General features: G+C 68.6%; 21 protein-coding genes and 1 tRNA gene. 11 read left to right on the forward strand and 11 right to left on the reverse strand.

Features of this window, described 5'->3' with window-relative positions; translation table 11 throughout:
• On the forward strand, positions 1-182 hold a 182-nt coding region (locus RTU05_RS07455; protein WP_312597050.1), incomplete at its 5' end, for a hypothetical protein.
• A 19-nt stretch (positions 183-201) separates the two neighbouring features.
• On the opposite strand, the gene RTU05_RS07460 is transcribed toward RTU05_RS07455, so the two are convergent.
• The gene (locus tag RTU05_RS07460) at positions 202-534 is read right to left on the reverse strand and encodes a hypothetical protein (protein ID WP_312597052.1); all 333 of its coding nucleotides are present in this window, start codon (positions 532-534) and stop codon (positions 202-204) included.
• A gap of 173 nt (positions 535-707) precedes the next feature.
• A tRNA-Lys gene (locus RTU05_RS07465) sits at positions 708-784 on the reverse strand.
• 95 nt (positions 785-879) lie between these two features.
• On the opposite strand from RTU05_RS07465, the gene RTU05_RS07470 reads away from it, so the two are divergent.
• The 4 genes from RTU05_RS07470 to RTU05_RS07485 are packed head-to-tail and all read left to right on the forward strand — an operon-like array spanning position 880 to position 8420.
• Positions 880-2007, forward strand: coding sequence for a CaiB/BaiF CoA-transferase family protein (locus tag RTU05_RS07470; RefSeq protein ID WP_312597054.1), 1128 nt, complete (start codon positions 880-882; stop codon positions 2005-2007).
• 52 nt (positions 2008-2059) lie between these two features.
• Positions 2060-2326, forward strand: a complete 267-nt coding sequence (locus tag RTU05_RS07475; RefSeq protein ID WP_312597056.1) for a hypothetical protein — start codon at positions 2060-2062, stop codon at positions 2324-2326.
• 44 nt (positions 2327-2370) lie between these two features.
• Positions 2371-4161 (forward strand): autotransporter assembly complex family protein, encoded by a 1791-nt coding sequence (locus RTU05_RS07480; protein WP_312597058.1) that lies wholly within the window; start codon positions 2371-2373, stop codon positions 4159-4161.
• Complete coding sequence (locus RTU05_RS07485) at positions 4158-8420, forward strand: translocation/assembly module TamB domain-containing protein (RefSeq protein WP_312597059.1); 4263 nt, start codon at positions 4158-4160, stop codon at positions 8418-8420. Before RTU05_RS07480 ends, RTU05_RS07485 begins: the two co-directional genes overlap by 4 nt.
• Positions 8421-8487: 67 nt before the next feature.
• Here the strand turns inward: RTU05_RS07485 and arsC are convergent, their stop codons facing one another.
• Complete coding sequence (gene arsC, locus RTU05_RS07490; protein WP_312597107.1) at positions 8488-8829, reverse strand: arsenate reductase (glutaredoxin); 342 nt, start codon at positions 8827-8829, stop codon at positions 8488-8490.
• Positions 8829-9371, reverse strand: coding sequence for a hypothetical protein (locus RTU05_RS07495; RefSeq protein WP_312597061.1), 543 nt, complete (start codon positions 9369-9371; stop codon positions 8829-8831). The genes arsC and RTU05_RS07495 overlap by 1 nt, the downstream gene beginning before the upstream one ends.
• A 98-nt stretch (positions 9372-9469) precedes the next feature.
• On the opposite strand from RTU05_RS07495, the gene RTU05_RS07500 reads away from it, so the two are divergent.
• The 5 genes from RTU05_RS07500 to RTU05_RS07520 all read left to right on the forward strand — a co-directional run bounded on the left by RTU05_RS07500 (position 9470) and on the right by RTU05_RS07520 (position 15936).
• Positions 9470-10720, forward strand: coding sequence for a hydrolase (locus tag RTU05_RS07500; protein WP_312597063.1), 1251 nt, complete (start codon positions 9470-9472; stop codon positions 10718-10720).
• Between the two features lies 1 nt (position 10721).
• Positions 10722-11729: an arginine N-succinyltransferase gene (locus tag RTU05_RS07505; RefSeq protein WP_312597065.1), complete on the forward strand. Its 1008-nt coding sequence runs from the start codon at positions 10722-10724 to the stop codon at positions 11727-11729.
• 151 nt (positions 11730-11880) lie between these two features.
• Positions 11881-13296, forward strand: coding sequence for a succinylglutamate-semialdehyde dehydrogenase (gene astD / locus RTU05_RS07510; protein ID WP_312597067.1), 1416 nt, complete (start codon positions 11881-11883; stop codon positions 13294-13296).
• A complete protein-coding gene (astB, locus tag RTU05_RS07515; protein ID WP_312597069.1) occupies positions 13293-14630 on the forward strand; it encodes an N-succinylarginine dihydrolase in 1338 nt (445 codons plus the stop codon). The genes astD and astB overlap by 4 nt, the downstream gene beginning before the upstream one ends.
• A 37-nt stretch (positions 14631-14667) precedes the next feature.
• Positions 14668-15936: an MFS transporter gene (locus RTU05_RS07520; protein ID WP_312597071.1), complete on the forward strand. Its 1269-nt coding sequence runs from the start codon at positions 14668-14670 to the stop codon at positions 15934-15936.
• 118 nt (positions 15937-16054) lie between these two features.
• On the opposite strand, the gene phhA is transcribed toward RTU05_RS07520, so the two are convergent.
• Both phhA and hspQ read right to left on the reverse strand, forming a co-directional pair.
• A complete protein-coding gene (gene phhA / locus RTU05_RS07525) occupies positions 16055-16930 on the reverse strand; it encodes a phenylalanine 4-monooxygenase (RefSeq protein ID WP_312597073.1) in 876 nt (291 codons plus the stop codon).
• Between the two features lie 57 nt (positions 16931-16987).
• Positions 16988-17296: a heat shock protein HspQ gene (gene hspQ / locus RTU05_RS07530; protein WP_312597075.1), complete on the reverse strand. Its 309-nt coding sequence runs from the start codon at positions 17294-17296 to the stop codon at positions 16988-16990.
• Positions 17297-17441: 145 nt separating this feature from the next.
• Between hspQ and RTU05_RS07535 the strand changes: the two genes are divergently transcribed.
• The gene (locus RTU05_RS07535) at positions 17442-18539 is read left to right on the forward strand and encodes a Ppx/GppA phosphatase family protein (protein WP_312597077.1); all 1098 of its coding nucleotides are present in this window, start codon (positions 17442-17444) and stop codon (positions 18537-18539) included.
• A gap of 4 nt (positions 18540-18543) precedes the next feature.
• On the opposite strand, the gene RTU05_RS07540 is transcribed toward RTU05_RS07535, so the two are convergent.
• The 5 genes from RTU05_RS07540 to gyrA form a co-directional block, all read right to left on the reverse strand.
• Positions 18544-19413 (reverse strand): peptidylprolyl isomerase, encoded by an 870-nt coding sequence (locus RTU05_RS07540; RefSeq protein ID WP_312597079.1) that lies wholly within the window; start codon positions 19411-19413, stop codon positions 18544-18546.
• Between the two features lie 32 nt (positions 19414-19445).
• Positions 19446-20318 (reverse strand): peptidylprolyl isomerase, encoded by an 873-nt coding sequence (locus tag RTU05_RS07545; RefSeq protein ID WP_312597081.1) that lies wholly within the window; start codon positions 20316-20318, stop codon positions 19446-19448.
• Positions 20319-20326: 8 nt separating this feature from the next.
• Positions 20327-20815, reverse strand: a complete 489-nt coding sequence (gene coaD / locus RTU05_RS07550) for a pantetheine-phosphate adenylyltransferase (protein WP_248119604.1) — start codon at positions 20813-20815, stop codon at positions 20327-20329.
• A 55-nt stretch (positions 20816-20870) separates the two neighbouring features.
• Positions 20871-21710 carry an aminotransferase class IV gene (locus tag RTU05_RS07555; protein WP_312597083.1) on the reverse strand — a complete coding sequence of 280 codons (840 nt, stop codon included), beginning with the start codon at positions 21708-21710 and terminating at the stop codon, positions 20871-20873.
• A 174-nt stretch (positions 21711-21884) separates the two neighbouring features.
• Positions 21885-24662 carry a DNA gyrase subunit A gene (gyrA, locus tag RTU05_RS07560; RefSeq protein ID WP_312597085.1) on the reverse strand — a complete coding sequence of 926 codons (2778 nt, stop codon included), beginning with the start codon at positions 24660-24662 and terminating at the stop codon, positions 21885-21887.
• Between the last annotated feature and the right edge of the window lie 27 nt (positions 24663-24689).

Raw genomic sequence — 24689 nt, forward strand, 5'->3', positions numbered from 1 at the left:
CGCCGGCCGAGCTGCTGCGCTGTCCCGCCGCCACGCCCGGCCTGCCGACCGATGGCGGCGCCATGATCCCCGCCGACTGGCGCGCCGGCATCCGCCGTCTGGCCAAGAGCCGGGGTGACCTGTTCGACCAGCTCAGCCGCCTGATCCAGTTCCACACGGGCGAGGCGTGTCCGGGCGGTTGAGGCGATCCAGTTCGGTGCGCTAGCCGACGTTCGAAAAGGCGCTGGACGAACCGTCGGGGCGGCGGCGACCCGGCGCGTGTTTGTCTTCCCAACTGATGTAGGTGATGGTCGCCGCATGTTCGAACCGGCCGACGTTCCAGCGCTGGATGACCAGGGCCGAGGCCCTGGTCTTGCACCGTGTGCAGCGGAACGGGATGTGTTCAAGATCGTCGTCGCGCTGGCGGTGATGGATCGTCCACATGTCGAACGGACGCGCCCCGCAGCGGCAGGTCAGCGTGGCGCTGAGCTTGCCGTCCGCCACGATGGTTCGCGCCGTCCAGCGTCGATCCGCCTCTGGTCCAGTGATCGGCATCGCCCTGCCCTCGGTCGCGCCACCGACAGGCGCGGGGTTTAGCCGCGCGGGAACAGTGAACGCAAGGAGAACATAAAACCCCAAGTCACACGTGTGACTTGCCCGAAGTCACATATGTTCACATCTGTTCTGGTTGAGAATTTGGAAAAGCGCAACAATAACAAGCGCTTAAATGGTACGTCCTCTCGGGCTCGAACCGAGGACCCTCTGATTAAAAGTCAGATGCTCTAACCAACTGAGCTAAGGACGCACCGTGCGACGTCCGAGCGTCGCCCGAACCGTCGAAGCGCGCCTTCTGTTGCAATCCGGCCTTCCGGTCAAGACCGGGTCTGCTACTCATGTCGAATGCAACCGCTTCATGGCCTCCGCATCATCGAATTCGACGGCCTGGGGCCGGTGACCTTCGCCGGCATGATGCTGGCCGACATGGGCGCCGAGGTCCTCAGGCTGACCCGCAGCGAATCAGCGGCGCCCGCCGTGTTCGATCAGGTGGGCGGGTCGGTGCTGCATCGCGGGCGCGCCGCCGTGCCGGTGGATCTGAAGAATCCGGCCGACCAGGCGCGCGTCCTGACGCTGATCGGCGGGGCGGACGCGGTGATCGAGGGGTATCGCCCCGGCGTGATGGAGCGGCTGGGGTTCGGGCCGGATGTCCTGCAGGCGCGAAATCCCGCCCTGGTGGTCGGCCGCGTCACGGGGTGGGGCCAGACGGGGCCGCTGGCGCAGGCGGTGGGCCACGACCTCAACTACATCGGCTTGTCGGGCGTGCTGCACGCCATGGGCGATGCGGATCGGCCGCCCACGCCGCCGCTGAACCTGGTCGGCGACTATGGCGGCGGGGCGATGATGCTGGTCGTCGGCGTGCTGGCGGCCCTGATCGAGGCCCGGACGACGGGCCGAGGCCGCGTGGTCGATGCGGCCATGACCGATGGCGCGGCCCTGCTGGGCGGCATTTTCCAGGCGTTTCGCGGACAGGGGATGTGGAGCGACCGGCGGGGCGCGAACCTGCTGGACGGCGGGGCGCCCTTCTATCGCTGCTATGCCTGTCGGGACGGCGGCTTCGTGGCCGTGGCGGCGCTGGAGCCGCGATTCTACGCCGCCTTGCTGAAGGGGTTGGAGATTCCGCCCGAGGCGGCGCCGCAATACGACATGGCCGGCTGGCCCGCGATGCACGCCCGTTTCGCCGATCTGTTCGCCCGGCGCGACCGCGACGACTGGGCGAACCATTTCGAGGGCACGGAGGCCTGCGTCACCCCGGTCCTGAGCCTGGCCGAGGCCCCGAATCATCCGCACAATCGCGCAAGGGGCGCGTTCGACCACGGCCTGCCCGGTCCGGCGCCGCGCTTCGACGGCGGCGAACACAAGCCCGGTCATAGTTCAGCCCTGCGTCTGGAGGAGGCTGTCGCCCTGTGGTCTGCTGAGGGATCGGCCCAAGGTTCTGAGCAGGCCGATGACCCAATACGTTTTCGGCGCTAAGGGAACGCCAGCGCGCGCCGAGCGTTGCAAGGGCGAAGACCCGGGGAATTCAATGAGACGTTCCAACATCATACTGGCCGCCGCCGCCCTGGCTGCGCTCGCCCTGTCGGCTTGCGATGATCGCCCGTCGCGGTCGGACGACGACCGCGAACCTGTCAAGGTCGAGCAGGAAACGCCTCCGCCGGTCGAACCACCGCCCGCCCCCGCGCCGGAAGTGCGCGACCCCACGCCGACGCCGACGCCCAGCGACAGACTGCCGCCCGAGGAACGGTCGTCGGAACAGTCGGTCCAACCCGAAAGCGAAACCCTGTTCTACTGAGAGAACCGGGGTTCGACGCGCCGCGCTTTGACGAAAGATCGAGTTTGACGTTCAGGCCTTCCCTGCTGGTCGCGGCGCTCGCGGCCTTTTCGGGCTGCGCGCACGCCGCCGCCGACCCTCGCGCCCAGATTCGCGGCGACATGGACGCCGACCTGCGCCGCGCCCTGGAACGCGCCGTAGGCGAGGTCGACGGCGCGCCGGAAAGCCGGTTCGAGGCCCGCAGACGCGCCGAAAGCGCGGTCGCCTCGGCCACCGCCCTGCTCCGCTCGGAAGGCTATTACCAGCCCACGGTCGAGGATATGGTCGAGGGCGACGACAACCCGGTGGCCATCGTTTCGGTCCAGCCCGGCCGTCGCTTCCTGCTGACCGATCCCACGGTGACCTGGACCAATCCCGCGCCGGAGACCGAGGCCCAGGCCAAGGGTCGCGACGCCATCGGGCTGAAGGCGGGTGAGCCGGGCCGTGCGGTGGATGTGATCTCGGGCGAAGGGCGGCTGGTCGCGGCCCTGGTGCGCGACGGCTACGCCGACGCCAAGGCCGATCCGCGTCGCGTGGTGGTGGATCACGCCGCCTATACCGTCGCGCCGGAATACCGGATTGCTTCGGGCGGTCTGGTTCGGCTGGACGGCGTGCGGGTCCTGGGCCGAGGCCGGACCAATCCCGAATGGGTCGCCGGCCTGGCGCCCTGGAAGGAAGGCGACCGCTACGATCCCGATCAGGTCGCGGAACTGGAGCGGCGTCTTCTGGACACCGGCGTCTATGACGGCATCGGCGTGTCCCTGTCGCCTTTGGACCAGACCACGGCCGAGGGCCTGAGGCCCGTGATCGTCAGCCTGCAGGACCGGCCGCGCCGCGTCCTGGAAGCCGGCGCCACCTGGTCGACAGCCGAAGGGGCGGGCGTGGACGTGATCCAGACCCGCTACAACCGCTTTGGCCGGGCCGACACCTTGCGGCTGGAAGCACGACTGGCCGATATCGACAGCCGCATCGGCGCCGACCTGTCCCTGCCCCACTGGCGTCGGCCGGGTCGGACGCTGAAGCTGGGCGCCGCCGTGGTCAACGAAGACACCGACGCCTATCTGCGGACCGCCCTGGTGCTGTACGCCGACCTGCAGCAGCGGATCGGCAAGACGTCCTATTTCAACTACGGCATCGGCCTGGACGCGGGACGCTACAGCGAGACGCGCTACGACTACACCACCCTGCCGCCGCAGCGGGTGACGTTCGACCGGGACCTGGCGATCATCACGGCGCGCACCAGCGCCTATATCGACCATTCCAACGACCCGCTGAACCCGACCAAGGGCTGGCGCGTCAATCTGGCGGTCCAGCCGACGGCGGTGACGGGCGACAGCAATGTCCTGTTCCTGCGCACCGAGACGCAAGGCACCGCCTATGTGCCGGTCGCCGGGGACCGAACCATTCTGGCCGGCCGGGTGCGGATCGGCTCCATCGTCGGCGGCAGCGAATTGAGCGTGCCGTCAGACCGCCTGTTCTATTCCGGCGGCGGCGGGTCGGTGCGCGGCTACTCCTATCAGGGCGTCAATCCGCAACTGCCCGACGGCACGCCGCGCGGGGGCGTGTCGCTGTTCGAGACCTCGCTGGAGGCGCGCCAGTCGATCGGCAAGAGCTTCCAGGCCGTGGCCTTCGTGGACGCCGGCTCCATCGGCTTCCAGGAGACGCCGAACCTGACGAACATGCGCTATGGCGCGGGCGTCGGCGTGCGATACATGCTGCCGTTCGGCCCGATCCGCGCCGATGTCGCCATGCCGCTGAACAAGCGTGAAGGCGATTCCAACTTCCAGATCTACATCAGCATCGGGCAGGCGTTTTGACCGACACACCGCCCGAGAACGGCTCCGACACCCAGCCCGCAACCGGGCAGGAAGAAACCACGCCCGCAAAGCCGACGCCGGCCAAACGGGCGCGCAAGCGCGGCCTGATCCGGCGCATCGCCCTGATCGCAGGCGCGATTCTCGCCGGCCTTCTGGTGCTGGTCGCGGCGGCCTTGGTGGCGGGGCGGTTCTACATCGCCTCTGAAGGCGGGCGGCAGCTGGTGCTGGAGCGAATCCAGGACCTGAAGATCAGCCGCTATGGCCGGCTGAAGGTCTATGGGCTGAAGGGCGATCTGCTCAGCGACTTCACGATCGACCGCATCACTTTGGCGGACAGCCAGGGCGTCTGGCTGGAGGCGAACAACCTCAGCATGGACTGGTCATATCTGGCTCTGCTGAACCGCAGCTTCCACGCCAACGACATCAAGGCCGAGACGATCCGCGTGCTGCGTCGCCCGGTGGTCGAGCCGCCGACCAATGAGCCGTCCGGCCCGCAGCCGATCTCGGTCCGCATCGACAAGTTCGCCGCCAACGTCGAACTGATGGAAGGCTTCTCCAAGGAATACGGCCGCTGGAGCCTGTCGGGCGACGCCAGCCTGCCGCGCAACGGCGCCAAGAGCGCGACGGTGAACGCCGACAGCCTGAACCGGCCCGGCGACTTCCTGCGTCTGGCGGCCAGTTTCGGCGGCAAGCTTGAGGACACGCGACTGAACCTGCGCGCCAACGAGGCCCAGGGCGGGCCGCTGGCCGGGGCGCTGGGCTATTCGCCCGACCAGCCCTTCTCGGCGACGGCCGTGCTGAACGCAGACGTGGTCAACGCCCGCGTCCAGACGGGCCGGTTCGTTCCCCTGATCGTCCAGGGGCATTTCGGCGACAAGGGATCGCGTGTCTCAGGCTTCGCCGACTTCAGCGGATCGGACCTGCTGGCGCCCTTCGTGACCAAGGTCGGGCGCACCGCCCGCTTCGGCTTCGCCATGGTCCCCACGCCGGACAAGACGGGCCAGGGCGTGGCCTGGAAGCTGATTTCCAACAACGTCCAGTCCGAGGCGCGCGGCCTGATCCGCAACTCCGACCGCAGTTCGCCGGATGGGATCAAGCTGGACATCCAGACCGCGTCGCTGAGCCGACTGGTCGGGTCCGACGTCGCCGGGCCGGCCGCCTATACCGGCCTGTTCAAGGGCGACGCCCAGAACTGGAGCCTGAACGGCGCCGTGACCCTGCTGAACGCCAATGTGGCCAGCTATCGCGCCACCCGGATCGCCGGGCCGCTGAACCTGGTTGTCAAGAACGGCCGGATGGACCTGGACGGCGACATCCGCGCCAACGGCGGATCGGGCGAAGGCATCATCGGCGGCCTGCTGGGGGCATCGCCCCGCGTGCAGATGCAGGCGGCGCGGATGAAGGACGGCGCTATCCTGCTGAAGACGGTCGATCTGCAGGGCCAGGGGCTGACGCTGAACGGCTCCGGCTCGCGCAATCTGCTGGGCGGAATGAGCTTCCGTGGAGAGGCGCAGCTGACGGACGCCAGGCGCGTGCTGCCCGACGCGCGCGGCGCCTTTGGCGGGCCGATCCGGGCCTCGTCGGCGCGGGCCGGCGCACCGTGGGTGCTGAACTTCGACGGACGCGGCCGCAACCTGACCATCGGCATGGAAGAGCTGGACCGGCTGCTGGGCAAGACGCCCCGCCTGCAACTGGCCGGGCGGCTGAACGGGGGCCGGATCGAGGTCGAGCGCGGCGAACTGACCGGCGCGGCCGGACGGGCCGGCGCCAAGGGTCTGATCGAGACGGCGGGCCGGCTGCGGCTGGCGCTGGACTGGAACGCGCGCGGACCGTTCGCGGCCGGGCCGGTCGAGATCGGCGGCGACATGAACGGACGCGGCGCCCTGACCGGCACCCTTTCCCAGCCGCGCGTCGATCTGACCGCCGGCTTCCAGCAGGTCACGGCCGGCGCCCTGACGCTGAACAACGCCGACATGACCCTGAGCTTCCGCAAGGGCGCGGATGCGTCGGACGGGCGCATCGCCGTGGTCAGCGGCTCGAACTACGGACCGGCCCGCGCCTCGGGCAACTTCTTCCTGGGCGGCAAGCGGATTCGCCTCAGCGATCTGGACGTCGATGCGGGCGGGGTGACGGCCAAGGGCGCCGTCGCCCTGTCGAACAACATCCCGTCCAGCGCCGACCTGACCTTCACGGCGCGGGCCGGGGCCTTCCTGGCCTCGGGCGAGGCCAATGGCCGCGTGCGGCTGACGGACGGCGGCGGATCGGACAGCGCCATCCTGGACGTCAGCGGCCGCAATGTGCGGCTGGCGGGCCAGAGCTGGATCGTCCGCACCCTGGACCTGAAAGGGCGCGGCACGCTGAACAACCTGCCCTTCACCCTGGCGCTGGACGTCGGCGGACCGACCCCGGCCCAGTTCAACGGCACGGGCGTCTATTCGCGCCAGAACACGACGCACGGCCTGACGCTGCGCGGCGGCGGTCGGGTGCGCGAGGTGGCCTTCACCACCCGCAGCCCCGCCTCGATCACCCTGAACGGGGCGAACCGGACGGCGCATCTGGACCTGGGCGTCGGCGGCGGCGTGCTGCTGGCCGATCTGAGGCAGGATGCGCGCACCGTGGCGGTGCAGGCCGACCTGACGCGCGTGGACCTGGGCTCCATCTCGCCGGAGCTTCGCGGCAGCGTGACCGGCCAGGTGGCCATGCGCGGCGCGGGCGGCGACCTGTCGGGCACCGCCAATGTCGATCTTCAGAACGTACGCAGCATCGATGCGCCGCGGGGTCTGGCCGTGAACGGCCGGGTAGATGCGACCCTGGCCGGCGACCGCCTAAGCATCAAGGCGACGGCGGTGGACGAAGGGGCGGTTCAGGCCTCGGCCGATGTGGTCCTGCCGGTCGAAGCCTCGGCGGCGCCGCTGCGGCTGGCCATCGCGCGTACCCGCGAAATATCGGGCCGCGTGTCCATCAACGGCCAGATCCAGCCGATCTGGGACCTGTTCCTGGGCGGCGAGCGCAGCCTGGCGGGCCAGGTGGCGGGTCAGGCGACCATCGGCGGCACGCTGAACGCCCCGCGCCTGAATGGCCGGTTCGACCTGAGCCAGGGCAATTATCGTGAGAAGGCGGTGGGCCTGGTGCTGAGCGACCTGACCCTGCGGACGCGGTTCGACGACACGGCCGCCCAGATCGAGACCTTCACCGCCAACGACGGCAAGGGCGGGACCGTGTCCGGCCAGGGCCGCGTGGGTCTGCGCCAGGGTTCGGGCTCCAACGCCCAGCTGATGTTGAACCGGTTCCGGGTCATCGACAACGACATCGCCGAGGCGCGGGCGTCGGGCCCGATCACCATCGTTCGCGGCGCCGACGGCAATATCCAGCTGGGCGGGCAGATCGTGGTCGACGAAGCCAAGATCGAACCCGAACTGCCCGGATCGACCGGCATCGTCTCCATGGACGTGGTCGAGATCAATCGCCCCGGCGGCGATCCGCTCGAAAGCGAGCAGAAGGCGCGCGGCCCGCAGATCGGCATGGACATCAGCCTACGATCCTCGGGCGGCAAGGTGCGGGTCAACGGTCGCGGTCTTAACGTGATCCTGGACGTCAACGCCCGGGTGCGCGGCACCATCGCCAATCCGCAGCTGGCGGGTTCGGCCAATGTGGTGCGCGGCGACTATGAGTTCGCGGGCAAGCGGTTCGTGTTCGACGACACGGGCCGGGTCACCCTGTCGACCGATCCCAAGCAGATCCGCCTGAACCTTTCGGCGACGCGAGAAGACGCGGCTCTGACCGCCACCATCAACGTCACCGGCACGGCGGCCGAGCCGAAGATCGCCCTGACGTCGACCCCCTCCCTGCCCCAGGACGAAATCCTGTCGCAGGTGCTGTTCGGACGGTCGGCGTCGCAGCTGTCGGCCTTCGAAGCGGCGCAGCTGGCGGCCGGGGTCGCGGCCCTGGCCGGCGGCGGCGGGTTCGACGTGATCGGCAATCTGCGCGAACTGGCGGGCCTGGACCGGCTGTCGTTCGGCGGCGACGCCTCGGCGGTCACGGTGGCCGGCGGTCGCTATATCACCGACGACGTCTATCTGGAGGTCATCGGCGGCGGTCAGAACGGCGCGGCGGTGAAGGTGGAGTGGCAGCCCCGCCGCAACGTCGCCATCGCTTCGCAGTTCGGCGGCCAGGGCCAGACCAGCCTGTCGATCCGCTGGCGTCACGAAAGCCGCGAGGCCGGCGACCGTCGCCCCAACCGCGGCGGCCGCAACCGCTAGACCGGGATGCCCCTGTTCCGCTCATCCCGCTTTTCGCCGGGATGAGCGGAAGAAGAAGAGGAACCCGCTAGAAAACTTCCAGCACCCGCTCCAGCGGGCGACCGACGACGGCGCCCTTGTCGGTCTCGACGATGGGGCGTTCGATCAGGATCGGCTGGGCCAGGGCGGCGGCCAGCAGCGCCTCGTCATCGGCGCCGACGTCCAAGAGCGCCTTGGCCTCGGCCTCCTTGCGGCGCATCAGCCCCGCCATGCCGCCGCCGGTTCGAGACGCCAGCCGCTCCAGCGTCGCGCGGTCCCAGCCGGTCTTCAGATATTCGACCACCGTCGGCTCTATCCCCCGATCCCGCAGCAGGGCCAGGGCGTTGCGCGAAGTCGAGCATTTGGGATTGTGATACAGGACCACGGCCATCACGGTTCGCCCCTCAGGCGGTGCAGCATCATCGCGCCCTGCAGCGACGCCACATAGATGACGGCCGAGATCGCCGCCGCCGGCCAGGTCGTCAGGGTGATCCACAGCGGCAGGTCGGGCGTCGGCATCGTGCCCACCAGCCGCATCCCCATATTGGCCACCAGGCTGTAGGTGATCAGGGCCAGCATGATGATCGGGATGGCGCGCGTCATCGCCCGCCATTGAACCACGCCCAGCACGCCGTAGAGCAGGACGGTGAAGACCGCGCCCGAAACCATGGCGAAGGGAAAGATCGCCTTCATCATCTCGCGCTGCATGGCGACCTGATCGGCCGATAGGCCCATCTTGGCGTATTCGCTGCTCATGGCCGTCTCGAACCAGCCCGAGGTGAACATCCACCAGGTCGGGATCAGGCCGACGACCAGGGCGATGGCCAAGCCGAACACCATGGACCGCGCCGACCGCTGCGCCTCGGCCATGCCGCGCGGCGCCTTCAGCGGGTTCATGGCCCGCAGCCACAGGGCGATGGTCGAACGGTTCATGAGAGGGACCCCTTGTTCGGTCGGAAACTAGCGATGATCGGCGCTCACTTACAGACCCGTCCTTCACCTTTGTCGCCGCTCCGTCTAGGGTCCGGCCGATGCGGATTCTGACCTTCGACCAGGCCGTCCTCGATCACGTCGCGGCGCGACGCGAGGCCATCATCGAGCGCACCATCGACTGGGCGAACATCAACTCCGGCAGCCGCAACGCGGCCGGATTGAACGCCGTGCTGGATGTGCTGGAGGCCGAGGCCCGCCGCCTGCCCGCCATGGTGCAGCGCATCCCGACCCAAGGCTCGACCAACGTCGCCGACGACGGCCGGGTGCGGACCGAGGCCCATGCCGACGCGCTTAAGATCACCGCCCGGCCCGATGCGCCGATCCAGATCGTGCTGACCGGCCATTACGACACCGTCTTCCCCGCCGACAGCCGGTTCCAGACCGTCACCACCCGCGCGGACGGCGCCCTCAACGGACCAGGCGTGGCGGACATGAAGGGCGGGATCAGCGTGCTTCTGGCGGCGCTGGAGGCGTTCGAAACCCACCCCGACCGCCACGGCGTCGGCTGGACCGTGCTGCTGAGCCCCGACGAAGAAATCGGCTCCCCCGCCTCGGCGCCCCTGCTGGCCGAACTCGGCGCGCGGGGACATGTCGGCCTGACCTATGAACCGGCGCTGGCCGACGGCACCCTGGCGGGCGCGCGAAAGGGCAGCGGCAACTATCATCTGATCGTGACCGGCCGCGCCGCCCACGCCGGTCGCGCCTTCGACGAGGGCCGCAACGCCGTCGCCGGCGCCGCCATCATCGCCGCCGCCCTGCATGGGCTGAACGGCCGGCGCGAGGGCGTGACCGTCAATGTCGCCAAGATTTCAGGCGGCGGCGCCCTGAACGTCGTCGCTGACAACGCCGTGGTGCGCCTCAACGTGCGGGTGCCGGACAAGGCCGCCGCCGACTGGATCGACACCGCCGTCCGCGCCATCGCCGCCACGCCGCCGTTCGAGGGGCTGACGCTGGACCTGCACGGCGGCTTCACCCGCCCGCCCAAGCCGATGGACGCCGCCCAGACCGCCCTGTTCGAAGCGGTCAAACAGGCCGGCGCCCTGTTGGGCCAGCCCATCGCCTGGAAGCCGTCAGGCGGGGTGTGCGAGGGCAACAATCTGCACGCCGCGGGCCTGCCCAACATCGACACCCTGGGGGTGCGGGGCGGCGACATCCATTCGGATCAGGAATTCGCCTGGCCCGACAGCTTCGTCGAACGCGCCCAGCTCAGCGCCCTGATCCTGTGCAAGATCGCCTCAGGCGAGATCGACGCGGCCAAACTGAAATCCCTGCGGATGGAAACCCTGTAGAATGCTTGTCGTCCGTCCCGCCGGCCCCGCCGACCTCGACCATCTGCTGGAGTTGGCCATCCTGTCCGGCCCCGGCTTCACCAGCCTGCCCGAAGATCCCGACGCCCTGTCCGACCGGCTGGAACTGAGCCAGGCCAGTTTCCGGGGCGAGGTCACGCCGCAGGAGGCCTGGTACACCCTGATGCTGGAAGACGGCGACACCGGCGACATCGACGGGGTCGGCTCGGTCAAGGCGACCGTGGGGCTGAAACGGCCCTTCTTCTCGTTCCGCGTCGTGAACAACACCGTCCAGTCGCCCTCGCTGGGGGTCAAGCTGGATCACCAGACCCTGGTGCTGGTCAACGAATGCACCGGCTGGACCGAGGTCGGATCGCTGTTCCTGAAGGCGGATCGGCGGAAGGGCGGCGCGGGCCGTCTGCTCAGCCAGTCGCGCTATATGCTGATCGGCGCCCAGCCCGAACTGTTCGCCGAGAATGTGCTGGCCGAACTGCGCGGCGTCTTCACGCCCGACGGCGCCTGCCCCTTCTGGGACCATGTGGCGCACAAATTCTTCCCGATGGACTTCGACCACGCCGACCGGATGACCGGATCGACCGACAAACAGTTCATCCTGGACCTGGCGCCCCGCCACCCGATCTATGTCGAACTGCTGCCCGAACCGGCGCGGGCGGTGATCGGCAAGGTGCATCCGCAAGGGGTGCCGGCGATGGCCCTGTTGGAAAGCGAAGGCTTCCGGCCCAACGGCCTGGTGGACATCTTCGATGCCGGACCGACCGTCTCGTGCGGGCGCGACAATATCCGCACCGTCCGCGACGCGCGGCGGCTGACGGTCGAAATCGCGGACGGCGTGGAGGCCGAACTGCCCGCCCTGATCTCGACCGACAGCGTCTCGGCCTTCCGCGCCGTGCGCGCCAGGGCCGACATCGACGGCGAAACCGTGCGCCTGACCGCCGAAACCGCCGCCGCGCTGAAGGTGCGCGCCGGAGAGACTGTGCGGGTGAAATCGTGACGGCTCCCTTCCCGCTCATCCCGGCGAAAGCCGGGACCCAGCGCTTTGGGCGAAGGCTGGGTGAGATCAATATTCGACGCTCATCCGAGACGCCGACGATGCGAAAGACCTGGGTCCCGGCTTTCGCCGGGATGAGCGGAGTATTTGTGCGATGACCCGTTTCACCTCCACCGACCCCGCCACCGAAGCGACCAACTGGGAGGGCGAGGCCGCCAGCCCGGCCCGGGTCCAGTCCGCCGTTGACGCCGCCCGCGCCGCCTTCCCTGCCTGGGCCGACGCACCTCGCGCCGAGCGGATCGAGGCGGTCAAACGCTATCAGGCCGTACTGAAGGACCGCGCGCCCCAGATCGCCGAGGCCATCAGCCGCGAGACCGGCAAACCGTTGTGGGAGACCAAGACCGAAGCCGCCGCCATGATCGGCAAGGTCGACATCTCGATCCGCGCCTATGACGAGCGCACCGGCGAACGCACCAGCGACACCGCCTTCGGCCGCGCCACCCTGCGTCACCGTCCGCACGGGGTGGCGGCGGTGCTTGGCCCGTTCAACTTCCCCGGCCATCTGCCGAACGGCCATATCGTTCCGGCCCTGCTGGCGGGCGACACCGTGGTCTTCAAACCCTCGGAAGAGACGCCACTGGTCGGACAGGTCATGGCCGAGGCCTTCGCCGCCGCCGACCTGCCGACCGGCGTGGTCAATGTGGTTCAAGGCGGGCGTGAGACGGGCGCGGCCCTGCTGGACGCCGGGATCGACGCCCTGATGTTCACCGGATCGGGCGCGGCGGGCGCGCATTTCCGCAGGAAGTTCGCCGACGATCCCCACGTCATCCTGGCGCTGGAGCTGGGCGGCAACAATCCGCTTGTCGTGTGGGACACGGCGGATGCACAGGCCGTGGCGGGCATCGCGGTCCAGTCCGCCTTCATCACCACCGGCCAGCGTTGCTCGTGCGCGCGTCGCCTGATCGTGCCGGAAGGACCGCAGGGGGATGCGATCATCGAGGCCGTCGCCGCCCTGTCCGACCGTCTGGTCTTCGGCCCGTGGGACAGCGATCCCGAGCCCTACGCCGGGCCGCTGATCTCGGCCCGCGCGGCCGAGGCGGCGTTGAAGGCCCTGCAGGAGCGGATCGACATGGGCGCCAGGGTCATCCGCGCCTCCGGCCCCGTCGCAAACCTGCCCGGTTCCTTCGTCAGACCGGCCATCATCGACGTGACGGGCGTCGATGTGCCGGACGAGGAGATGTTCGCGCCCTTCCTGTCGGTGACGCGGGTTGCGACCTTCGAAGCTGCGATCCAGGCGGCCAACGCCACACGTTACGGCCTGTCCGCCGGTCTGGTCAGCGATGATCCGAAGAACTGGGACCATTTCATCCGCCGCATCCGCGCGGGCGTGGTCAACTTCAACCGTCCGACAACGGGGGCCGCAGGCGACATGCCCTTCGGCGGCCTGGGCGCCAGCGGCAACCACCGCCCCAGCGCCTATTACGCCGCCGACTACTGCGCCTATCCGGTCGCCAGCTTCGAGGCCGACGCGGTCGCCAATATCGAAGGCGAGATCAAGGGGCTGCGATGAACACCGCTGTCGAAGCCAACGCCGACGGCCTGATCGGTCCGACGCATTCCTATGCGGGCCTCAGCCCCGGCAATCTGGCCTCCAGCCTGAACAAGGGCGAGGCGTCGAACCCGCGCGCGGCGGTGTTGCAGGGTCTGGACAAGATGAAGCTGCTGGCGGACCTGGGCCTGCCCCAGTTCGTCCTGCCGCCGCACGAACGGCCCGACATCCCCTTCCTGCGCTCGCTGGGGTTCACCGGCACAGATGCGCAGGTGCTGGAGCGCGCGTGGAGAACCGCGCCGTCCTTCGCCGCCGCCGCCTGTTCGGCCTCGCCCATGTGGGCCGCCAACGCCGCGACCGTGACGCCGTCCAGCGACGCCGCCGATGGCCGGGTGCATTTCACCCCCGCCAACCTGCACACCAATCTGCACCGCAGCCTGGAGCCTCAACAGACCAAACGCGCGCTGGACGCCCTGTTCCCGGACGCCCGCCGGTTCGCCGTCCACGACGCCCTGCCCGCCGTCGCTCATCTGGCCGACGAAGGCGCCGCCAACCACGTCCGCCTGTGCGCCGAACATGGCGGTCGCGGGGTCAATCTGCTGGTCTGGGGGCGCGAGGCGTTCGAGCCGTGGGACGGTCCCTTCCCCGCACGCCAGACGCGCGAAGCCTCAGAGGCCATCGTCCGCCGTCATGAGGCTGGGCGGCCGGTTCTGGCCCAGCAATCCCGCGCCGCCATCGCGGGCGGCACATTCCACAACGACGTGGTCTGCGTCGGGGCGCTGGACACCCTGTTCTTCCACGAACTGGCGTTCGAGGACACTGACGCGACCAAGGCCGCCATCCGCCGCGCCTCCGACGGCCTGTTCGAGCCCCAGTTCATCGAGGTCTCCGACGCCGACCTGCCGCTGGCCGACGCGATCAGTTCCTATCTGTTCAACTCCATGCTGATCCAGGTTCCGGGTGAGGACCGCCTGACCCTGGTCTGCCCGACCGAGACGCGCGACAATCCACGCAGCCACGCGGTCGCCGAACGGATCGCAGCCTCCAACGGGCCGATCGGAACGGTGCGCTACGTCGATGTGCGCCAGTCGATGCGGAACGGCGGGGGCCCGGCCTGTCTGCGTCTGCGGGTCGTGGTGACCGAGGCGGAACTGGCGGCGACCAATCCGGCCATGCGCCTGACAGACGCCCTGCACGCGCGCCTGTCGGCCTGGGCCGCGCGTTGGTATCGCGAGGAACTGCGTCCCGCCGATCTGGCCGACCCGGCCCTGCTGAACGAGACGCGCGGGGCGCTGGACGAACTGACGACCCTTCTGAAACTCGGGACCGACTTCTATCCCTTCCAGAGCGTGTGATGCGTCGATGACCGCCGAAGCTCCCCCTCCCGCCCCCATGTCCCCCGCCCGACGTTTGCGAAATATCGTCGGCGGATCGGCCGGCAATCTGGTGGAATGGTTCGACTGGTACGCCTATGCGGCCTTCACCCTGTATTTCGCCCCGGTCTTCTTCCCCAGCGAAGACCCGACCGCCCAGCTTCTGAGCGCCGCCGCCGTCTTCGCGGTCGGCTTCCTGATGCGGCCCATCGGGGCCTGGATTATGGGGGTCTATGCCGACCGCAAGGGGCGCAAGGCGGGGCTGACCCTGTCGGTGACGCTGATGTGCACCGGATCGTTGATCATCGGCCTGACGCCCGGCTATGCGACCATCGGTCTGGCCGCGCCGGCCCTGCTGCTGTTCGCGCGGCTGTTGCAGGGGCTCAGCGTCGGCGGCGAATACGGATCCAGCGCCACCTATCTGTCGGAAATGGCCGAGCCGCATCGGCGCGGCTTCTGGTCCAGTTTCCAGTATGTCACCCTGATCTCGGGCCAGTTGATCGCGCTTCTGCTGCTGATCGTGCTGCAGAACACCCTAAGCGAGACGGCGCTGGCCAGCTGGGGCTGGCGCATTCCCTTCTTCGTGGGCGCGGCTCTGGCGGTCGTCGTCTTCTGGCTGCGTCGGCGGCTGGACGAGACGCACAAGGCCGAGGACGTCAAGGACAAGCCCAGGTCCAGCGCCGTCCAACTGGTCGTCAAACACCCCAAGGAGGCTTTCATGGTGTTGGGCCTGACCGCGGGCGGCACCTTGGCCTTCTATACCTACACGACCTATCTGCAGAAGTTCCTGGTCAACACGACCGGCTTTCCCAAGAACACCGCGACCGAAATCAGCGCGGCGGCCCTGTTCGTCTTCATGCTGCTGCAACCGGCCGTGGGGGCGCTGTCGGATCGGATCGGGCGGCGGCCGGTCATGGTGGCGTTCGGCGTGCTGGGCGTGATCTTCACCGTGCCGATCATGACATTGCTGTCGCGCGTCGAAAGCCCGATGGCGGCCTTCGGTCTGGCCTTGGCCGGACTGGTGATCGTGTCGGGCTATACGGCGATCAATGCGGTGGTGAAGGCCGAACTGTTCCCCGCCCACATTCGGGCTTTGGGCGTGGCCCTGCCCTACGCCATCGCCAATGCGGTGTTCGGCGGCACGGCGGAATATGTCGCCCTGTGGTTCAAGGGCGCGGGGATGGAGAGCGTCTTCTTTTGGTATGTGACCGGCATGATCGGCGTGTCGCTGATCACCTTTATCCGAATGCGCGACACGCGGCATAACAGCCTGATCACGCATACCTAGTCACCTTGTCCGTCATCCCAGGGCTTGTCCCTGGGATCCCTACGCCCGGCGCATGCCGCTAAGCACCGCCTCTATGGATCCTCGCCACAAGGGCGACGATGACGAGGTTGGAATGGCCTCAGGCCGCGAACCGCCCGCCCTTTTCGGCATAGGCTTGGCTTCCGCGCGTGAAGACCTGATCGGTCGGCAGGATGGTTTCGATGGCCAGATCCTCCTGCCCCTTCAGGGCGGCATAGACGGGACCGAAATCCTTCAGCGTCTCGTTCTTCAGCGCTTCCAGACTGTCGATGACGAAATAGACCTGCTGGAAGTCGTCGATCCGGTAGAGGGTCCGCATCACCCGCTGCAGGTCGAAGCCCAGGCGGTTGGGCGACGGGTCGTCCAGGGCGAACACGCTCTCAGTCGAAGAGGACACGATGCCCGCGCCATAGATGCGAAGGCCGTCCGCCTCCTTCATCAGGCCGAACTCCACCGTGTACCAGTACAGCCGCGCCAGATTGGGCAGCATGCCCAGGGACGCCGCCCGCTGTCCGCCCTTGCCATAGGCTTCCATATAGGCGGCGAAGGCCGGGTCGGTCAGCATGGGGACGTGGCCGAAGACATCGTGGAAGATGTCCGGCTCCTGCAGATAGTCCAGTTGATCCGGCGTCCTGATGAACTGGCCCGACACGAAGCGTCGGTTGGCCAGGTGATCGAAAAACACCTCGTCCGGCACCAGCCCCGGCACGCAGACCACGGTCCAGCCGGTCAGGGCCTGGAGCTTGGGATTGATCACTTCGAAGTCGGGAATGCCGCCCGCATTCAGGTCCAGCGCCTTCAGCCCGTTCAGAAAGGCGTCGCAGGCGCGTCCCGGCAGCACCTTCATCTGGCGAGCGTACAGCGTGTCCCAGGTCTTGTGCTCGACCTCGGTATAGGCGACCCAGTTCTGGGGGATGGTCCAGTCGGCGGCGGCGCCTTCGGGCGGCTGTTCGAAGACGTGCTCGAAGTCGGACATGGGACGCTCCTCAAATCTTTTCCTCAGTCTAACGAGGACTTGCGACGTCTTCCACCGTCAGTGCAGCCGCACGTCCAACGGTGCGTGGTGGCCGTGGGCGTCGTGGGTGAACCAGCGGCCGACGTCGTCGGGCAGCAGGACGGCGTCCCCATGTTCCAGCACGGCCTCGGCCGCATAGGCGACGAAGCCGCCGTCGTCGCCCAGGGCGAAGACCCGGTAGAAGGGCTGGCTGGGATCGAGCGCGCCGGTCTCGGCGGCCGGTCCGTCATAGGCGCAATCGACGTCCATCACCACGCCGCGAAAGGCGTCGTCCCGGTGACGCACGACCTGGCCGATAGAGAAGCGGGCTGTGTAAATCCGGGGCATGGTTCTGGATACGCCATGACCTATGACGCGGGCCCCGACGCGCCGTTCATCTTCCTGACAGAATGGCTTGGCGCGGACGATCTTCGCGCGCTAGGCTGACGGGGACGGGCGCCGCTTCGGACCGCCCACATCGGAATGACGACCCATGCCGGAGACCCACGGCGCGCCCCGACGGCGCGACGAGCGGTCCCAGCCTTCCCGTTCGCGGGATGCGTCGGGTCGGGATGCGCCGCTCTACGGCGCGCTCGATCTGGGGACCAATAATTGCCGGCTGCTGATCGCGCGGCCGTCGCGCGACGGCTTTCGCGTGGTGGACAGTTTCAGCCGCATCGTGCGCCTGGGCGAGGGCCTGTCGCGCACCGGACGGCTGGACCCCCAGGCGATGGACCGGGCCTATGACGCCCTGGCCCTGTGCGCCGAACGGATCGTGCGTAAGGGCGTGGACTCGGCGCGCCTCAGCGCCGTCGCCACCCAGGCCTGTCGCGCGGCCGAAAACGGTGCGGACTTCATCGACCGGGTGCGCAAGGGCACGGGTCTGCGCCTGCGCATCATCGACCCGGCCGAGGAGGCGCGGCTGGCGGTCGAGGGGTGCCTGAACCTGATCGACCCCAGGGCAGACGGGGTCGTCATCATCGACGTCGGCGGCGGCTCCACCGAACTGTCGTGGCTGAAGCGGGAGGATGCGGAATGGCGCACCACCGGCTGGATGTCGGCGCCGCTGGGCGTCGTCACCCTGGCCGAACGGCACCCGGAGCCGGAAAACGCGGGCGAGCCCTGGTATGAGGCCATGGTCGCCGACATGGGCGCGGCCCTGGCGGCCGGCGGCATTTGGGACGACGCGATGCTGGACCTGCTGCGGCGCGACCGCGCCCACCTGATCGGCACATCGGGGGCGATCACCAGTCTGGCGGGCATTCATCTGAAACTGCCGCGCTATAATCGGGACCGGGTCGACGGTTTGTGGATGACGCGCGGTGACTGCGAGGCGGCGGCGGATCGGCTGAAGGCCCTGGGGCCGGAAGGGCGCGCGCGCGAGGCCTGTATCGGCCCCGACCGCGCCGACCTGGTGCTGGCCGGAGCCGCGATCTTGGAGGCGATCCAGCGCGCCTGGCCGTCAGAGCGCGTTCGCGTCGCCGACCGGGGTCTGCGCGAAGGCCTGCTGCTGCAAAGCATGCGCGAGGATCAGAAACCGCCGCGCCGTCGCCGACGCCGGCGCGGTCGTGGCCGGGGATCGGCCGGTTGAGGCTCTACGCCCCCGGCGTGACCTGCGCCGGAATGTCGATGTCGCAGACGGAGAAGTCGGCGCCCTTGGCCTGGCGCGCCTGCTCCACCAGGGCGCGGAAGGCGGCGGAGGTGGTGTTCATCATCTGAACCGCCGGGCGCTCTGCCTGGGGCAGGTCGGCGGCCAGGCGCACGCGGGTCATGCGGTCCGGCTCGGTCACGATGCCGTCCGGGTTGGGACTGGCCTTCAGGGCGCGCACCACGTCCAGCCCCGACACCACCCGCCCCCAGACGGTGTAGCGCTTGTCCAGCGCCGGATAGGACTGGCGCATCAGGAAGAATTGGCTGTTGGCGGTGTCATTGCCTTCGTCGCGCGCCATGCCGGCGACGCCGGGGCAATACAGGCCCCAGCCGTGCACCTTCTTGTCGGCGGTGCCGGCCATCAGGTCGTCGGGCTGGGTCTGGACCGGCACGGATCGGACGAAGCCGATCAGGGCGCCGGTCGGGGCGGCGACGGGGGTGAAGGCCATGTCGGGACCGCGACGGAAGGTGAACTCGCCCTTCAGGTCGGGATACCAGCTCTGACCGTCGCCGGTGCCCAACGGATCGCCGGTCTGGGCAATGAACCAGTCGATCACCCGGTGCCAGGCCAGATTGTCGTAAAACCCACGCGCGGCCAACAGCTTGATCCGCTCGACATGGGCGGGCGCCAGCTCGGCCGCCAATTCGACCAGGATGCGCCCCTTGCTCGTGTCGATGACCAGAAGTTCGCTGGGCAAGACCGCGCGCCAGTCAGCGGGGGGCGGCGGGGGCGGAGGCGGCGACGCCTCCTGCGCCAGAACCGGACCTGACAGAAGGGCGGACAGGACCGCCGCCGCCAATGCGTTTCGAACCATGTCCCCTACCCCTCCTGATGGTCGATCCGGCTTCAGCCGCCGACGATCTCGGCGACCGGCTGGACGTCGCAGATGCTGAAGCCCGATCCGCGCGCGGTGCGGGTCGCGGCGATCCGGTCGGCGAAGGCGGCGCTACCGGCGTTCAGCACGCGCACGGTCGGGCGCTGCCCCTCCGGCAGGGCCGAGGCCATGCGGACGTGGGTCATGACGTCAGGATCGGTCACCTTGCCGTCCTCGGCCTCCGAACCCTTCTTGATCTTGTCCAGCACGTCCAGGCCCGACACCACGCGGCCGAAGGCGGTATAGACCCCGTCCAGCTGATCGCGGGCGCCCATCATCAGGAAGAACTGGCTGTTGGCGCTGTCGGGCGAGCCGGCGCGCGCCATGCCCAGCACGCCGGGGCAGAACAGGCCGTGGGCGTCCACCTTGAAGTCGGCGGTGACCATCATCTGGGCGTCCGGCTGGGTCTGGACCGGCAGGTCGTTCACCAGGCCGCGCACGCCCATTCCGGCGTTGGGCACGGCGACGAAGCCGGCGTCGCGGCCCCTACGGAAGTTGAATTCGGCCTTCAGGTCGGGCAGTTCGCTGCCGCCCTCGCCCGTGCCCTTGGGATCGCCGGTCTGGGCCATGAAGCCGGGGATGACGCGGTGGAACTTCAGCCCGTCGTAAAAGCCTTGGTTGGCCAGGGTGCGTATGCGTTCGGCGTGATTGGGCGCCGCCACCGGAACCAGCTCCACCAGGATGCGGCCCTTGGCGGTGTCGATGACCAGCAGGTTCTCGGGCGCGATGGTGCGCCAGTCGGCGGCGGAGGCCGGGACCGGGGCGGCGGGCGCCGCCGTCTGGGCCTGGACCGCGCTGGAGGCCAGAAGGGCGCCGAGGCAGGCCGCGATGATCGCCTTACGCATAGTCGTTCTCAAATCCCGTTCTTGACCTTGTCCCGCACGCGCGCGGCGATGGCGGGGCTGACGAAACTGTCGATCGCGCCGTCCAGACGGGCGATTTCCTTGACCAGCCGCGAGGCGATGGCCTGATGCCGAGGATCGGCCATCAGGAATACCGTCTCGATGTCCTGATTGAGGCGCTGGTTCATGGCCGTCATCTGGAACTCGTATTCGAAGTCGGCGACCGCGCGCAAACCCCGGATGATGACGTTGGCGTTCAGTTCCTCGGCGAAATGCATCAGCAGGTTTGAAAAGGGCTGGACCACGATGTCGCCACCCAGGCCCGCAACCTCGTCCTGCAGCATCCGAACCCGCTCGTCGGTGGTGAACAGCGGGCCTTTCTCGTCATTGCGCGCCACGCCGATGACCACCCGGTCCACCAGCTTCAGCGCGCGCTTGATGATGTCGGTATGCCCGTTCGTCACCGGGTCGAAGGTGCCCGGATAAAGTCCGATGCGCATGGCGTGTCTCCCCAGCCTGTCGCCTGCCTTTGGGCGTCGTTTAGCAGGTGCGAAATCAGCGGCCTAGCCGGCTGACGCCTTCGTCATCGTCGCGGGCCGCGATGACTTGCGGCGGCTGGGACTCCCACGCGCGCTGCAACCGGCCCAGCATCGCGGGATCGGCGGCGAAAGCCACGTCGTCGATGGCCGTGACGGCACAGACCGGCGTGGCGCTGTTGCACAGGAAGGCGCCGTCGAACGCGGCGATTTCGGACAGGGCGACCGGACGGGTCTCGGATGCCAGCCCTGCTCCAGGCAGGCCGCGCTGGATCAGGGCCTGGGTCACGCCCGCCAGCATCGGTCCCGGCGGCCAGACGATCCTCTCGTTCCGAATGAAGCCGATGTTCCAGAGCGCGCCCTCCAGAATCCGCCCCTCGGCGTCGGTGAACAACGCATCGTCGAAGCCGTCGGCCCGCGCAGCGCGGCGCGCGCGGGTCAGCCCCAGGGTCGCGACGTGTTTCAGATGCGGCGCCTCCCGTTCGTAGGCCATCGCCCTGACCCGGACCGAGACGGCCAAGGGCGGCGGGGGCGGCGAAACCACGGTCATGACTTTCGGCCGACCGACGAACGACGGGGCGCGATGACCGATCTGGGGCGAGAACAGGCTGACCCGCAGCCAGCAGGCGTCGCGACCGGCGACCGCCTGGGCCATCAGACGCCGCAGTTCGGCCTCGCCGGAACTTTCGCCGAACAGGTCGACCGCCGCCTGCTCCAGCCGCGCCAGATGCAGGTCCAGGCCGCGCACGGCGCCCTGCTCCACGCGGAAAGAAGTATAGGCGCCGTAGTTGACCAGGGCCTGATGGGCCAGGTCGTCGGTCGTGGCGGGACGGCCGTCGATCAGGATTTCAGACGCCATGACCGCTCCCCAAAACACGTCCCTTCTCCCGTTGGGAGAAGGTGGCCCGAAGGGCCGGATGAGGGTTGCGCCGGTGGGACAGGCCCACGGTCCACCCCCTCACCCTTTCGCGCTAGAACGACGGCTACGCCGCCGTGCGCTCAAGCCCCCTCCCGCCGGGAGAGGGTCTTGATCTTACGCCTCGCCGCCCTCTTCGCCCGCGATTTCCACATCGTCCCCACCGCTTTCCGGCAGGCGTTCGACCGAGACGACCTTCTCGTCCTTGCCGGTGCGGAAGATGGTGACGCCCTGGCTGGCGCGGCCGACGATGCGGACCTGATCCATGCGGGTGCGGATCATCTGGCCGCCGGAGGTGACCAGCAGCAAGTCGTCGGTTTCTTCGACCGGGAAGGCCGCCGCCAGGCGCGTGCCCGCGCGTCCGCCCAGACCGTGGGCCGTCAGCCCCTGTCCGCCACGACCCGTGCGGCGATACTCATAGGCCGAGGACCGCTTGCCGAAGCCGGTTTCCGTGACCGTCAGGATGAACTGTTCGGCCGCGCCCAGTTCGGCGATCCGTTCGACCGACAGGACGGCGTCGCCCGTCGCCTCGTCATCGGCCTCGACCGGGGCCGCGGCGTCCTCCTCGCCCTCTGCGCCGGCCAGGGCCTTGCGCATGGCGTTGGCGTGTTTGACGTAGGCCGAGCGTTCTTCCGGCGTCGCATCGACGCGACCCAGGATGGCCATGGAGATCACCTCGTCGCCGTCCTGCAGGCGCACGCCCCGGACGCCGGTCGAATCCCGGCCCTTGAACACGCGCACGTCGTCGGCCTTGAAGCGGATCGCCCGGCCCAGGGCCGTGGTCAGCAGCACGTCGTCGTCGGCGGTGCACAGGCCGACGCCGACCATCCGGTCCTCGCCTTCCAGCTTCATGGCGATCTTGCCGGCGCGGTTGACCGTGGCGAAGTCCGACAGCTTGTTGCGGCGCACATCGCCCGAACTGGTGGCGAACATGATGTCGTAATCGCCCCAGGTCGTCTCGTCCTCAGGCAACGGCAGGACGTTCATGATGCTGTCGCCCGGCTCGATGGGCAGCAGGTTGACGAAGGCCTTGCCGCGCGATTGCGGATTGCCCAGCGGCAGGCGCCAGGTCTTCAGCTTGTAGGCCTTGCCGTTGGTGGCGAAGAACAGGACCGGGGTGTGGGTCGAGGCGCTGAACACGCCGGTGATCGCGTCCTCATCCTTCATCGCCATGCCGCTGCGGCCCTTGCCGCCGCGATGCTGGGTCCGATAGGCGTTCAGCGCCACGCGCTTGACATAGCCGCCGTGGGTCACGGTGACGACCATGTCCTCGCGCGGGATCAGGTCTTCGTCCTCCATCTCGCCGTCGCCTTCCCCGATCAGGGTGCGGCGCGGCACGGCGAACCTGTCCTTCACCTCGATCAGGTCGTCGCGGATGATGGCCAGGACGTTCTTGCGGTCCGACAGGATGGTCAGGTGGCCCTGGATCGTGTCGGCCAGGCTGCGCGCCTCGCCGAAGATGTCGTCGCGGCCCAGGCCGGTCAGACGCGACAGGGTCAGGGCCAGGATGGCGCGGGCCTGTTCGTCGGTCAGGCGGATCTTGTCGCCCTCGACGATGACGCTGCGCGGGTCGGCGATCAGTTCGACCAGGGCCATCATGTCGCCGACGGGCCAGGCCTTGGCCTGCAACCGTTCACGCGCCTCGGTCGGATCGGCCGAGGAGCGGATGATGTGGATCACCTCGTCGATATTGGCGACGGCGACGGCCAGACCGACCAGCACGTGGCCGCGATCCCGCGCCTTGGCCAGTTCGAACTTGACCCGGCGGACCACCACCTCCTCGCGGAAGTCCAGGAAGACCTCCAGCAGTTGGCGCAGGCCCATCTGCTCGGGACGGCCATGGTTCAGCGCCAGCATGTTGACGCCGAACGACGACTGCATGGCGGTGTAGCGCCACAGCTGGTTCAGGATCACATCGCCCGAGGCGTCGCGCTTCAGCTCGATGACGATCCGCATGCCCTGGCGGTCGGATTCGTCGCGGACGTCGGAAATGCCTTCCAGACGCTTCTCGCGCACCATTTCGGCGATCCGCTCGATCAGGGTCTGTTTGTTGACCTGATAGGGCAGTTCGGTGACGACGATGGCCTCGCGGTCCTTGCGGATCTCCTCGACCGAGGCGCGGCCGCGCACCACGACCGAGCCGCGCCCGTCACGCAGCGCATTGCGCGGCGCGGTTCGGCCCATGATCTCGCCCCCGGTCGGGAAGTCTGGACCGGGCACGATGTCCAGCAGGGCGTCGTCGGAGATATTCGGGTCGTCCAGCAGGGCCAGGGCCGCATCCACGACTTCGCCCAGATTGTGCGGCGGGATATTGGTCGCCATGCCGACGGCGATGCCGCCGGCGCCGTTTACCAGCAGGTTCGGGATCCGGCTGGGCAGGACGACCGGCTCCAGCTCCTTCTCGTCGTAGTTCGGCTGGAAATCGACCGTGTCCTTGTCGATGTCCGTCATCAGGGCGACGGCGGCGGGCGCCATCCGGGCCTCGGTGTAACGCATCGAGGCGGGCATATCGCCGTCGACCGAGCCGAAGTTGCCCTGACCGTCGACCAGCATCAGCCCCATCGAGAAGGGCTGGGCCATCCGCACCAGGGCCATATAGACCGAGGCGTCGCCGTGGGGGTGGAACCGGCCCAGCACGTCGCCGACCACGCGCGCGCACTTCGAATAGGCGCGCTCGGGCGTCATGTTCAGGTCGTGCATCGAATACAGTATGCGACGATGCACCGGCTTCAGGCCGTCGCGCGCGTCGGGCAGGGCGCGCGACACGATCACGCTCATGGCGTAGTCGAGGTACGAACGCTTCAGTTCGTCCTCGATCGTGATCGTGGATATGTCGGAGCCGCCGCTGCCGGAATTGATCGGGGATGCGGCGTTTTCGTAGCTGTCGTCGGTCAAGGAAGCGTGGCTTTATGCGGCCGGAAT

It is taken from the genome of Brevundimonas sp., assembly GCF_032017145.1.
In the GTDB taxonomy this organism is placed as follows: Bacteria; Pseudomonadota; Alphaproteobacteria; order Caulobacterales; family Caulobacteraceae; genus Brevundimonas.